At 60.0% G+C, this 12,083-nt stretch carries 12 protein-coding genes; 8 read left to right on the forward strand and 4 right to left on the reverse strand.

Features of this window, described 5'->3' with window-relative positions:
• The first annotated feature begins 104 nt into the window (after window positions 1-104).
• The 3 genes from E4O98_RS09535 to E4O98_RS09545 all read left to right on the forward strand — a co-directional run bounded on the left by E4O98_RS09535 (window position 105) and on the right by E4O98_RS09545 (window position 2,067).
• Window positions 105-722: a glutathione S-transferase N-terminal domain-containing protein gene (locus E4O98_RS09535; protein WP_005784778.1), complete on the forward strand. Its 618-nt coding sequence runs from the start codon at window positions 105-107 to the stop codon at window positions 720-722.
• A gap of 17 nt (window positions 723-739) precedes the next feature.
• A complete protein-coding gene (locus E4O98_RS09540) occupies window positions 740-1,159 on the forward strand; it encodes a ClpXP protease specificity-enhancing factor (protein WP_005784780.1) in 420 nt (139 codons plus the stop codon).
• 158 nt (window positions 1,160-1,317) lie between these two features.
• Entirely contained in the window at window positions 1,318-2,067 is a 750-nt protein-coding gene (locus E4O98_RS09545) for a FadR/GntR family transcriptional regulator (protein ID WP_032877801.1), read from the forward strand.
• Window positions 2,068-2,205: 138 nt separating this feature from the next.
• Here the strand turns inward: E4O98_RS09545 and E4O98_RS09550 are convergent, their stop codons facing one another.
• The gene (locus E4O98_RS09550; RefSeq protein WP_103734634.1) at window positions 2,206-3,363 is read right to left on the reverse strand and encodes a phospholipase; all 1,158 of its coding nucleotides are present in this window, start codon (window positions 3,361-3,363) and stop codon (window positions 2,206-2,208) included.
• A 237-nt stretch (window positions 3,364-3,600) separates the two neighbouring features.
• On the opposite strand from E4O98_RS09550, the gene kdgD reads away from it, so the two are divergent.
• The 5 genes from kdgD (at window position 3,601) to E4O98_RS09575 (ending at window position 10,228) form a co-directional block, all read left to right on the forward strand.
• Complete coding sequence (gene kdgD, locus E4O98_RS09555) at window positions 3,601-4,512, forward strand: 5-dehydro-4-deoxyglucarate dehydratase (protein WP_005784786.1); 912 nt, start codon at window positions 3,601-3,603, stop codon at window positions 4,510-4,512.
• 54 nt (window positions 4,513-4,566) lie between these two features.
• Window positions 4,567-6,012 carry an aldehyde dehydrogenase family protein gene (locus tag E4O98_RS09560; RefSeq protein WP_078820288.1) on the forward strand — a complete coding sequence of 482 codons (1,446 nt, stop codon included), beginning with the start codon at window positions 4,567-4,569 and terminating at the stop codon, window positions 6,010-6,012.
• Window positions 6,013-6,183: 171 nt separating this feature from the next.
• Window positions 6,184-7,548, forward strand: a complete 1,365-nt coding sequence (locus E4O98_RS09565) for an MFS transporter (RefSeq protein ID WP_228309343.1) — start codon at window positions 6,184-6,186, stop codon at window positions 7,546-7,548.
• Between the two features lie 10 nt (window positions 7,549-7,558).
• Window positions 7,559-9,112 (forward strand): galactarate dehydratase, encoded by a 1,554-nt coding sequence (gene garD, locus E4O98_RS09570; RefSeq protein ID WP_005784791.1) that lies wholly within the window; start codon window positions 7,559-7,561, stop codon window positions 9,110-9,112.
• A 174-nt stretch (window positions 9,113-9,286) separates the two neighbouring features.
• Window positions 9,287-10,228, forward strand: coding sequence for an AEC family transporter (locus E4O98_RS09575; protein WP_005784792.1), 942 nt, complete (start codon window positions 9,287-9,289; stop codon window positions 10,226-10,228).
• Here the strand turns inward: E4O98_RS09575 and E4O98_RS09580 are convergent.
• From E4O98_RS09580 to E4O98_RS09590, 3 genes are read right to left on the reverse strand one after another with little or no spacing between them, the layout of a single operon-like run.
• Window positions 10,225-10,605, reverse strand: coding sequence for a carboxymuconolactone decarboxylase family protein (locus tag E4O98_RS09580; RefSeq protein ID WP_032877796.1), 381 nt, complete (start codon window positions 10,603-10,605; stop codon window positions 10,225-10,227). The genes E4O98_RS09575 and E4O98_RS09580 overlap by 4 nt on opposite strands.
• Window positions 10,602-11,681 carry a calcium/sodium antiporter gene (locus tag E4O98_RS09585; protein ID WP_248134880.1) on the reverse strand — a complete coding sequence of 360 codons (1,080 nt, stop codon included), beginning with the start codon at window positions 11,679-11,681 and terminating at the stop codon, window positions 10,602-10,604. Before E4O98_RS09585 ends, E4O98_RS09580 begins: the two co-directional genes overlap by 4 nt.
• A gap of 26 nt (window positions 11,682-11,707) precedes the next feature.
• Window positions 11,708-12,079: a septal ring lytic transglycosylase RlpA family protein gene (locus E4O98_RS09590; RefSeq protein ID WP_005784798.1), complete on the reverse strand. Its 372-nt coding sequence runs from the start codon at window positions 12,077-12,079 to the stop codon at window positions 11,708-11,710.
• Between the last annotated feature and the right edge of the window lie 4 nt (window positions 12,080-12,083).

The following is a 12,083-nucleotide window of genomic DNA, read 5'->3' on the forward strand; positions in this document are numbered from 1 at the left end:
TCTCTGAACACGTAACGCCTGGTTTGACCGGACGTTACAGAGATGCTCTCTGGGCGCGCTCGTTTTTGAGCTTTCGATAATTTCAACAAGCGAGGAGGACCGCCATGGGCGTGACCAATCGGTTGGCCTGTTACTCCGACCCCGCCGACCACTATTCCCACCGAGTACGCATCGTGCTCGCAGAGAAGGGTGTCAGCGCCGAGATCATCAGTGTGGAGGCGGGCCGTCATCCGCCGAAACTGATCGAAGTGAACCCTTACGGCAGCTTGCCCACCCTGGTCGATCGTGACTTGGCGTTGTGGGAGTCAACCGTGGTGATGGAATACTTGGATGAGCGTTACCCGCATCCGCCTTTGCTGCCGGTGTACCCGGTAGCGCGTGCCAACAGCCGCCTGCTGATCCATCGGATCCAGCGTGACTGGTGCGGGCTGGTGGATGTCATTTTGGATTCGCGTTCTAAGGAAGCCGCTCGGGTGCAGGCGCGCAAGGAATTGCGCGAAAGCCTGACCGGTGTTTCGCCGCTGTTCGCTGATAAACCTTTTTTCCTCAGTGAGGAACAAAGCCTGGTGGATTGCTGCCTATTACCCATACTCTGGCGCTTGCCGATCCTGGGCATTGAACTGCCACGGCCGGCCAAGCCGCTGCTTGATTACATGGAGCGCCAATTTGCGCGTGAGGCTTTCCAGGCGAGTCTGTCTGGTGTCGAACGCGATATGCGCTAAGGCTTAAGGAGCCGTTGATGAACTCCAGTCGACCTTATTTGGTCCGCGCGCTCTATGAGTGGATTGTGGACAACGATTGCACACCGCACATGCTGGTCAATTCCGAGTTTCCCAAGGTGGATGTGCCACAGGGTTTCGCCAGCGACGGACAAATCGTGCTGAACGTATCGCCCAGTGCCGTGCGCCATCTGCACATGGACAACGAAGCGGTGAGCTTTGAAGGGCGTTTCGGTGGCGTACCACATACGCTGTTCGTGCCGATTGGTGCCATCCTCGGGATCTACGCCCGGGAGAATGGCCAAGGCATGGTGTTCGATCTGGAGTCGCCTTTCGAGGACGACGAAACGATCGACGGTGAAGGCGGTGATGATCTACCGCCACCGGACAGCGAGCCGCCGCGTCCTAGCGGTCGGCCGAGCTTGAAAGTGGTGAAGTAGGCGGATTTTGCCTTCAGACCCCTCTGAAAAATGCCTCGACGTTTGTCGGGGCATTTTTTTGCGCGAAGGATATGGATGAAAGTCGCGCCACAACGGTGATCGTACAACCACCATGGGCTATGATGCGGTCTTCAGTTCGCCGAGAAAGATGGTTCATCATGGAAAACGCCAGCGCCGCTCCACGTCTGCCCCGCAAGCGCCGCAGCCTTGCCCAGGAATTGGTCACGGTGTTGTCCGAGCAGATCCGCGATGGCCAGCTCAAACGCGGCGATAAACTGCCTACCGAGTCGGCGATCATGGACGCCCACGGCGTCAGCCGCACCGTGGTGCGCGAGGCCATCTCGCGCTTGCAGGCGGCGGGGCAGGTCGAGACCCGCCATGGTATCGGCACCTTTGTGTTGGACACGCCCAGCCCTAGCGGTTTCCGCATTGACCCGGCCACCGTGGTGACCTTGCGTGATGTGCTGGCGATTCTGGAGCTGCGTATCAGCCTGGAAGTAGAGTCGGCGGGCCTTGCCGCCTTGCGTCGCAGTGATGCACAACTGGCCGCCATGCGTGCGGCCCTTGATGCGCTGAATGAAAGTGCGGCCCACGCTGGTGATGCGGTGGCGTCAGACTTTGCCTTCCACCTGGAAATTGCACTGTCTACCGGCAACCGCTACTTCACCGACATCATGACCCACCTGGGTACCAGCATCATTCCGCGTACCCGCTTGAATTCGGCGCGCCTGGCCCATGATGACCAACAGCATTACATGAGCCGCCTGAGTCGCGAACACGAAGAAATCTATGAGGCAATTGCCCGTCAGGATTCGGATGCGGCGCGGGCGGCCATGCGTCTGCATTTGACCAACAGCCGTGAGCGGCTGCGCCATGCCCATGAAGAGGCAGAAGCGCAGCGCGGCTGAGGTTTGCCATATCCCGTGTGGGAGCTGGCTTGCCTGCGATAGCGGTGTGTCAGTCATTGAGTTTGTTACTGAACCAGTGCATTCGCAGGCAAGCCATCTCCCACATTTGATCTCCATTATCTGGAGTACCGGGCCTGTTTAGCTGGCGGGTTGATTGGGCTTGTAGTCTTTGAGCAACAGATACGTACTCCACCCCCACCAATCATTGGTCCAGTGTTTGTCGTTCAGGTCATTGACGTCCTTGCGCCGCAGCACCTTGTCCCCCTCCATCTTGAACAACGGCGAGAAGTTATTCGCCGGGTTTTGCGCGGCGTTCAGGTCGGGCACATACAGCGGTGCCTTGAAGCTGGCCGGGGAGGGCGTGACGCCGCTGATGAAGGTTTCGAAGATCTCGTCTGCCGAAGCCTGCACCGCACGTTTTACCTGCACGCGATTATCGGCGTCGATGCTGTCGAAGTAGCGCTTGTCGCCGTAGGCATGCCACTGATCACCCATGGCATTACGCACCTTGAGCCCGAACTTGCTGTCTTCGTCGTGCATGAAGCGGCTGATCAGCGAGCCCAGTTCACCTGGCGTCACAACGGCTGCCAACTGTTTGCGCGGCACTCGCAGGTGCCCGGCAGAAAACAGGTCGGTCAAGAAGTGATCAGCGAAGCTGTTCATCGCATAGGCCAGTTCCAGGGCCTGGTCGGTACCCGTCTGGTGGGCCACAACGGCTTGTTGCAGCGCCGCCGTGTGACCGGCCAGGTACGCGGACAAGGCCCACTCACCGAAGTGATCGGCATTGTCCGCTGCCAGCTTGAGGTAGCGTCCCAAGGGAATCAGGGCCGAAACAGCGCTGCCGCCACCCGTGATGCGGTTCCACTCCTCCGACAACGTATCACCCAGTGCGTCGTAGGCTTCATGGGGTTGTTTGCCATCCTTGATCGCCTGCTTGACGGCGTTGATTTCCTTTTGCATCACCGCCAGGATCTTCTGCGCCTCTTCCCGTGAGGCGGGCAATACGGCGAGAGAGTTGAAGGCTGCAGTGAAACGTTGCACGCGCTCGGCCGCAGAGGCGCCATCGCTGATGGCTTGGCCGGGGATGCCATAGAAATCGCCACCCAAAGCGATCACTTGGCCGTAGGTCAGCGCGAGCCCGTTGGGCAGATGCAATTGCACCTGGTGTGCAGGAATCGCCGCAGCGTCCTTGGCGAAGCGCAGCAGGGTTTCATCGCCGATGGCGGTGTGTTCACCCCCTTCAAAACGCAGGGTTGGCGGGAGTTTCTCGGGTACTGCTAGTTCAAGACCTGACATGTTAGCTCCTTGCTATGTCGTGGGAATCTTCCTTTTTAACTGTATGTATATACAGCTAAAGTTACTATAGGTGAGAAATTTCCTACGTCAAGAGTTGCAATCCACACGTCAGGTGCGAGCGGAGGCTCAACGAATTGCAGTTGACGAATCTTTTTATAGTTGTACGATGACGTACGACATCATCAAAACCAACAACAACGCTTTCCTCAGAAAGTCTTCGCCCAGGGTGTTCGAATAATGAATCCACAAGAACTGAAGTCCATCCTCTCCCACGGTCTGCTGTCTTTCCCGGTGACCGATTTCAACGCCCAGGGTGACTTCCACCAGGCGGGTTACATCAAGCGCCTCGAATGGCTAGCCCCTTACGGCGCCACCGCGTTGTTCGCAGCCGGTGGGACGGGTGAGTTTTTTTCCCTCGCTGCCAGCGAATATTCCCAAGTGGTAAAAACCGCCGTGGACACTTGCGCGTCCAGCGTGCCGATTCTTGCCGGTGTGGGCGGTTCGACCCGCCAGGCCATCGAGTACGCCCAGGAGGCAGAACGCCTCGGTGCCAAAGGCTTGCTGCTGCTGCCGCACTACCTCACCGAAGCCAGCCAGGACGGGGTTGCTGCCCACGTTGAAGCGGTGTGCAAGTCGGTCAAGATCGGCGTGGTGGTTTACAACCGCAATGTCTGCCGCCTGACCGCGCCGCTGTTGGAGCGTCTGGCCGAACGTTGCCCGAACCTGATCGGCTACAAGGATGGCCTGGGTGATATCGAGCTGATGGTGTCGATCCGTCGCCGCCTGGGTGACCGATTCAGCTACCTCGGCGGCCTGCCGACTGCAGAGGTTTACGCCGCGGCCTACAAAGCCCTTGGAGTGCCGGTGTACTCCTCGGCGGTGTTCAACTTCATCCCGAAAACCGCCATGGATTTCTACCACGCCATTGCCCGCGAAGATCACGTCACCGTCGACAAGATCATTGATGACTTCTTCCTGCCTTACCTGGACATCCGTAATCGCAAAGCCGGGTACGCAGTGAGCATCGTCAAGGCCGGCGCGAAAATTGTCGGGTATGACGCCGGCCCGGTGCGTACGCCGCTGACCGATCTGTTGCCGGAAGAATACGAAGCCCTGGCCGCGCTGATCGACAAGCAAGGCGCGCAATAAATTATCCACAAGGCCGCTGAGCAATCAGCGGCCTTTTGCGTCAGGAGAAGATTTGTGTCCCAAGCAAAGCGTTTCGAAAACTACATCAACGGTGAATGGGTAACCGGCGCCGACTATTGCACCAATATCAACCCGTCTGATTTGTCCGATGTCATCGGCGAATACGCCAAAGCGGACGTGGCCCAAGTCAACGCGGCCATTGACGCGGCCCGCGCAGCTTTCCCGGCCTGGTCCACGTCCGGTATCCAGGCGCGCCACGACGCGCTGGATAAAGTCGGCAGTGAAATCCTTGCCCGTCGCGAAGAGCTCGGCACCTTGTTGGCCCGGGAAGAGGGCAAGACCCTGCCCGAAGCCATCGGCGAAGTGACCCGCGCCGGTAATATTTTCAAGTTCTTCGCCGGTGAATGCCTGCGCCTTTCAGGTGATTACGTGCCCTCGGTGCGTCCGGGCGTCAGCGTTGAAGTGACTCGCGAAGCCCTTGGCGTGGTGGGGCTGATTACTCCATGGAATTTCCCGATTGCCATTCCCGCGTGGAAAATCGCCCCGGCCCTGGCCTACGGCAACTGCGTGGTGATCAAACCTGCGGAGCTGGTGCCGGGTTGCGCCTGGGCCCTGACGGAGATCATTTCTCGCGCTGGTTTCCCTGCTGGTGTGTTCAACCTGGTGATGGGCAGCGGTCGTGTCGTCGGTGACGTGTTGGTTAACAGCCCGAAAGTCGATGGCATCAGCTTCACCGGCTCCGTTGGCGTGGGTCGTCAGATCGCCGTCAATTGTGTGTCGCGCCAGGCCAAAGTGCAGTTGGAAATGGGCGGCAAGAACCCGCAGATCATCCTCGATGACGCCGACCTCAAGCAGGCGGTGGAGTTGTCGGTGCAGAGCGCGTTCTATTCCACCGGCCAGCGTTGCACCGCGTCGAGCCGTTTGATTGTCACCGCCGGTATTCACGACCGGTTTGTTGCGGCAATGGCTGAGCGCATGAAGTCGATCAAGGTCGGCCACGCGTTGCATACCGGCATCGACATCGGGCCAGTGGTGTCCCAGGCCCAGTTGGACCAGGACATGAAATACATCGACATCGGCCAAAGCGAAGGTGCGCGGCTGGTCAGCGGTGGCGGCCTGGTGACCTGCGACACCGAAGGCTATTACCTGGCGCCGACCTTGTTTGCCGACAGCGAAGCGGCGATGCGCATCAGCCGTGAAGAAATTTTCGGCCCGGTGGCCAACGTGGTGCGTGTGGCTGACTACGAGGCGGCGCTGGCCATGGCCAACGACACCGAATTCGGCCTGTCGGCGGGTATCGCCACTACGTCGCTGAAGTACGCCAACCACTTCAAACGCCACTCCCAGGCCGGGATGGTGATGGTCAACCTGCCGACGGCGGGTGTGGACTACCACGTTCCATTCGGTGGCCGTAAGGGCTCATCCTACGGTTCGCGCGAGCAAGGTCGCTATGCGCAAGAGTTCTACACCGTGGTGAAGACCAGCTATATCGGCTCGTAATACGCAGCATCCTGTGGCACTGGCTTTATGTGGGAGCTGGCTTGCCTGCGATAGCATCACCTCGGTCTTGCTGACACACCGAGGTGTCTGCATTGCGGGCAAGCCCGGCTCCCACAGGAAAAACAAAAAATCATTACCCGCAAAAAAAATAATTAGTGGGAGTACCTCTTCATGCAAGCGACCAAGCCGACCCATGTCCGCTATTTGATCCTGCTCATGCTGTTTCTGGTGACCACGATCAACTATGCCGACCGCGCAACTATCGCCATCGCCGGCTCCAGCCTGCAAAAAGACCTCGGCATCGACGCGGTCACCCTCGGTTACATCTTCTCCGCATTCGGTTGGGCTTACGTGGCCGGGCAAATTCCTGGCGGCTGGCTGCTCGACCGCTTCGGCTCGAAAAAAATATACGCCTTGAGCATCTTCACCTGGTCGCTATTCACCGTGCTGCAAGGCTATGTCGGTGAGTTCGGCGTCTCCACCGCCGTAGTGGCGCTGTTCATGCTGCGCTTTATGGTGGGCCTGGCCGAGGCGCCGTCGTTTCCGGGCAATGCCCGTATTGTTGCGGCGTGGTTTCCTACGGCTGAGCGCGGCACCGCATCGGCAATCTTCAATTCGGCGCAGTACTTCGCCACGGTGTTGTTTGCGCCATTGATGGGCTGGATCGTCTACCGCTTCGGCTGGCAGCATGTGTTTATCGTGATGGGCGTGATCGGCATCGTGTTCTCGATGATCTGGCTGAAAGTTATCCACAGCCCGCGCCAGCATCCGATGATCAACGAGGCCGAGTTCAACCACATCGCTGCCAACGGCGCGATGGTCGACATGGATCAGGACAAGGGCAAGGGTAAGAAAACTGATGGGCCGAAGTGGGATTACATACGCCAGTTATTGACCAACCGCATGATGCTCGGCGTGTATCTGGGCCAGTACTGCATCAACGGCATCACCTACTTCTTTCTGACCTGGTTCCCGGTGTATCTGGTGCAGGATCGCGGCATGACCATTCTCAAGGCTGGTTTTATCGCCTCGTTGCCGGCGATCTGCGGCTTTATCGGCGGTGTGCTCGGCGGGGTGATTTCTGACTACCTGCTGCGTAAAGGCCACTCGCTGACCTTTGCACGCAAGGCGCCGATCATTGGTGGCCTGCTGATCTCCAGCAGTATCGTGGCCTGCAATTACGTGGACATCGAATGGATGGTGGTGGGCTTCATGGCCCTGGCGTTCTTCGGCAAAGGCGTTGGCGCACTGGGTTGGGCGGTAGTGTCCGACACCTCGCCGAAGCAGATCGCCGGCCTCAGTGGCGGCCTGTTCAACACCTTCGGTAACCTGGCGTCGATCACCACGCCGATTGTCATCGGCTACATCATCAGCACTACCGGCTCGTTCAAGTGGGCCCTGGTGTTCGTCGGCGCCAACGCGCTGGTCGCGGTGTTCAGCTACCTGGTGATTGTCGGCCCGATCAAGCGCGTGGTGCTCAAAGAGCCACCCACCAAAGGCCCAGAGTTGACCAACCTTTCCCAAGCGCATTCCTGAGGTTCGTGTGATGCAGTTGATTGAACATGCCGACTCGCCGCGCTCGATCCGTTTGCACGAGCGCGACAATGTGGTGATCGTGGTAAACGACCAGGGTGTACCGGCGGGGACCGAATTCCCCGACGGCCTGGTCACCGTGGAGTTCATACCCCAGAGCCACAAGGTGACGTTGGAAGATATCCCCGAGGGCGGCCGGATTATTCGCTACGGCCAGACCATCGGTTACGCCTTGGCTCCGATTCCGCGTGGCAGTTGGGTGCAGGAAGATCAGCTGCGCATGCCCACCGCGCCACCGCTGGACAGCTTGCCGCTGTCCACCGAGGTGCCTGAAACCCAGGCACCGCTGGAGGGGTTCACCTTCGAGGGCTATCGCAATGCCGACGGTACCGTGGGCACGCGCAATATCCTCGGTATCACCACCACCGTGCAGTGCGTCACCGGCGTGCTGGACCACGCAGTCAAGCGCATCAAGGATGAGTTGCTGCCCAAGTATCCCCACGTCGATGATGTGGTGGCGCTGACTCACAGCTACGGCTGCGGCGTGGCGATTACGGCGACGGATGCCTATATCCCGATCCGCACCGTGCGCAATCTGGCGCGCAACCCGAACCTGGGCGGTGAAGCCCTGGTGATCAGCCTGGGCTGCGAGAAATTGCAGGCCGGCCAGGTGATGCACGACAACGACAGCTCCGTGGACCTGAGCGAGCCGTGGCTTTACCGCCTGCAGGACTCCAGTCACGGCTTCACTGAGATGATCGAGCAGATCATGGCGCTGGCCGAAGTGCGCTTGAAGAAACTCGACCAGCGCCGTCGGGAAACCGTGCCGGCTAGCGAGCTGATCCTGGGTATGCAGTGCGGTGGTAGTGATGCGTTTTCCGGTATCACCGCCAACCCGGCGCTGGGGTATGCCTCGGACTTGTTACTGCGGGCCGGCGCGACGGTGATGTTTTCCGAAGTGACTGAAGTGCGCGATGCCATTTACCTGCTGACTTCCCGGGCGCAGAACCAGGAGGTTGCCCGGGAACTGGTCAGGGAAATGGACTGGTATGACCGTTACCTGGCCAAGGGTGAAGCAGACCGCAGCGCCAATACCACGCCGGGCAACAAGAAGGGCGGGCTGTCGAATATTGTCGAGAAGTCCTTGGGCTCCATCGTCAAGTCCGGCAGCAGCGCGATCAACGGCGTGCTCGGCCCCGGCGAGCGCTTGAAGGGCAAGGGCCTGATTTTTTGCGCCACCCCGGCCAGTGATTTTGTGTGTGGCACCTTGCAACTGGCGGCAGGGATGAACCTGCATGTATTCACCACCGGGCGTGGCACGCCGTACGGGCTGGCGATGGCGCCGGTGGTCAAGGTGTCGACCCGCACCGAGCTGGCCCAGCGTTGGCCGGACCTGATCGATATCGACGCCGGGCGCATTGCCACCGGGCGCGCGAGCATCGAGGAGCTGGGCTGGGAGTTGTTTCACTTCTACCTGGACGTGGCCAGTGGCAGGAAGCAGACGTGGGCGGAGCATCACAAGTTGCATAACGACATCACGCTGTTCAACCCGGCGCCGATTACCTGAGACCGAGTCGCCTGCATCGGGAGCAAGCCCCCTCCCACATTGGTCCGCATTTCAACAGAATGAATGCGTTCAAATGTGGGAGGGGGCTTGCTCCCGATAGCGGTAGACCAGACGACACGGGCTGCATGGCTTATCATTAGCCAACTAACGACGCCCACCAAGGTTCTCCCCGGCATGCTGGCAATCTTCCTTACCACCCTCACCATCACCGCGCCGGTGTTTGCCATGCTGTTTCTGGGGGTGCTGCTCAAGCGCATCAACTGGATCAACGACAACTTTATCCACACCGCGTCGTCCCTGGTGTTCAACGTCACCATGCCGGCGCTACTGTTCCTGGGCATCCTGCATGCCGACCTGCACGCGGCACTCAAGCCGGGTTTGCTGATCTATTTTGCCGTCGCCACCCTGGCGAGCTTTGCTTTGGCCTGGGGCTGGGCGATTTTTCGCTGCAAGCGTGAAGACCGGGGCATTTACACCCAGGGTGCGTTTCGCGGCAATAACGGGGTGATCGGCCTGGCGCTCGCCGCCAGTATGTACGGTGACTACGGGATCTCCCTGGGCGCAATCCTCGCGGCGCTGGTGATCCTGTTTTACAACACGCTGTCGACCATTGTGCTGGCGGTGTACAGCCCGGTGATCAAGTCCGACCCGTGGAGCATTTTCAAGAGTGTGGTGGCTAACCCACTGATCATCAGCGTGATCGTTGCGGCGCCGTTCGCGTACTTTCAGATCAGCTTGCCCGGCTGGTTCGAAAAGTCCTTGCAGTACCTGTCGGATACCACGCTGCCGTTGGCGTTGATTTGCATCGGCGGCACCTTGTCCATGGCCGCGCTGCGCAAGAGCGGCAACATGGCGTTGAGTGCGAGCCTGATGAAGATGATCTGGTTGCCGGTGATCGCAACCTTGGGCGCTTGGTTGCTGGGCTTTCGCGGGCCGGAGCTGGGGATTCTGTTCCTGTACTTCGGCGCGCCGACAGCCGCGGCCAGCTTCGTGATGGCCAGGGCGGCGCAAGGCAATCATGAGCTGGCGGCGGCGATTATCGTGATCACTACGCTGATGGCGGCGGTGACCACCAATATCGGGATTTTCGTATTGCAGGCGGGTGGCTGGATCTAGGCGTCTTTCTGGTAGCTTTCGATCACTTCCTGCGCCGCCCGAAAGGCATCAATCGCCGCCGGCACACCGGCATACACCGCGCAATGCAGCAGCGCTTCGCGAATCTCGTCTACCGTGCAGCCATTATTAAGTGCACCGCGCACGTGGCCCTTGAGTTCCTGCGGGCATTTGAGGGCTGTCAGGGCGGCGAGGGTGATCAGGCTGCGGGTCTTGAGCGGCAAGCCTTCGCGGTTCCAGACAGCGCCCCACGCATGTTCATTGACGAAGTCCTGCAGCGGCTGGGTGAACGCCGTGGCATTACCCAGGGCGCGGTCGACGAATGCATCGCCCATGACTTGGCGTCGTACCTCAACTCCGGGTTTTTTCTGATCGGTCATTTCGATTCCCTCTTGTGTTGGCGGTGCCAGGCGCGCACAGAGGTGAACAACAGCAAAGCCACCAACGCCGGCAGGACGTAATACAGCATCAATTGTTCAAGCTTGTTGGCCAGGGGCATACCGGTGGTGAAGGCCATTACGTGCAGCCCGTACGCCAGGTACAACCCCAGCAGCACCAGCCCTTCGATACGCGTCACGCGGTAGCCGGTATAAAACACCGGCAGGCACAGGACGATGGCACCGAGCATCACCGGCAAATCAAAGTCCAGAGCATTGGGTGATACCGACAGCGGCGACGGCGCCACCAGCGCGGTAAAGCCCAGCACGCCCAGCAGGTTGAACAGGTTGCTGCCGATCACGTTGCCCACCGCAATTTCCCGCTCGCCGCGCAAGGCGGCGATCAGCGATGTGGCAAGGCAGGGCAGCGAGGTGCCCACGCCGATGAGCGTCAGGCCGATGACACGCTCCGACAAGCCCAGGTCGCCCGCCACTTCCACCGCGGCGCCCAGCAACAAATGCCCGGCCAGTACCAGCACCAATAGCCCGGCGAATATCAGCAACGCGCTGCTCAACCAGGGTGCCTTGGCCACGGTGTCCAGGGTGCGCGGGCGGCGTGAATGACGCGTCTGGTGGTGCAGCACGCCAAGGTAAGCTACCAGCGCCACCAGCAGCAAAACACCATCGAGCGGGGTCAGCACTTCATTGGCGGCCAGGATAAACACCAGCAGACCGGCGAAGATCATCACCGGGATATCCACACGCACCAGTTGCCGCGAGACCCGCAGCGGAATGATCAGCGCCGACAGGCCCAGGGTGACGAGGATATTGAAAATGCTGCTGCCAATAACGCTACCCACGGCGATATCGGTATTGCCGGCCAGCGTGGCCTGGAGGCTGACGGCCATCTGCGGCGCGCTGCTGCCGAAGGCGACAACGCTCAGGCCGATGATCAGCGGTCGCACTTTGAGGCTGGCCGCCAGGCGCACGGCGGCGCGTACCAGGATCTCGGCGCCGACGATCAACAGCAGCAAGCCGCCGACCAGTTCGAGCAGGCTCCAGGGCGAAAGGGCGTTCAATCCGAAAATACTCAAGGCGGCCTCAATCAGTTGTTCAGGGCTTGCACGCGAACCCGTGCGGTGCCGCTGCCCAGCATACGCAGTTGCTCGGCAGCCTTGCGGGAAACGTCGATCAGGCGCCCACGGGTGTGCGGGCCGCGGTCATTGATGCGCACCACGACCGATCGGTCGTTGTTCAGATTGGTCACTTTGACCCGCGTACCGAAGGGCAGGCGCCGATGCGCAGCGGTCAAGGCGTTCTGGTTGAAGGGTTCACCACTGGCGGTTCTTTTGCCATGGTGTTTGGCGCCGTAATAGGAGGCGGTGCCGGTTTCGTCGTAACCGTTGGGGTCGATGAGACCGCTGGCGCAACCGGCCAGCAGGGAGGACAAGGCCAGGAGGCCGAGTAGACGTTTCATTGTC

Origin of the sequence: Pseudomonas sp. W2Jun17 (genome assembly GCF_023127795.1) — a bacterium.
GTDB lineage: Bacteria > Pseudomonadota > Gammaproteobacteria > Pseudomonadales > Pseudomonadaceae > Aquipseudomonas > Aquipseudomonas synxantha_A.

Excerpts from the sequence above, each read along its gene's own strand:
- E4O98_RS09535 (WP_005784778.1), top strand. The coding sequence starts at position 105 with ATGGGCGTGACCAATCGGTTGGCCTGTTACTCCGACCCCGCCGACCAC.
- E4O98_RS09540 (WP_005784780.1), top strand. The coding sequence starts at position 740 with ATGAACTCCAGTCGACCTTATTTGGTCCGCGCGCTCTATGAGTGGATT.
- E4O98_RS09545 (WP_032877801.1), top strand. The coding sequence starts at position 1,318 with ATGGAAAACGCCAGCGCCGCTCCACGTCTGCCCCGCAAGCGCCGCAGC.
- E4O98_RS09550 (WP_103734634.1), bottom strand. The coding sequence starts at position 3,363 with ATGTCAGGTCTTGAACTAGCAGTACCCGAGAAACTCCCGCCAACCCTG.
- kdgD (WP_005784786.1), top strand. The coding sequence starts at position 3,601 with ATGAATCCACAAGAACTGAAGTCCATCCTCTCCCACGGTCTGCTGTCT.
- E4O98_RS09565 (WP_228309343.1), top strand. The coding sequence starts at position 6,184 with ATGCAAGCGACCAAGCCGACCCATGTCCGCTATTTGATCCTGCTCATG.
- garD (WP_005784791.1), top strand. The coding sequence starts at position 7,559 with ATGCAGTTGATTGAACATGCCGACTCGCCGCGCTCGATCCGTTTGCAC.
- E4O98_RS09575 (WP_005784792.1), top strand. The coding sequence starts at position 9,287 with ATGCTGGCAATCTTCCTTACCACCCTCACCATCACCGCGCCGGTGTTT.
- E4O98_RS09580 (WP_032877796.1), bottom strand. The coding sequence starts at position 10,605 with ATGACCGATCAGAAAAAACCCGGAGTTGAGGTACGACGCCAAGTCATG.
- E4O98_RS09590 (WP_005784798.1), bottom strand. The coding sequence starts at position 12,079 with ATGAAACGTCTACTCGGCCTCCTGGCCTTGTCCTCCCTGCTGGCCGGT.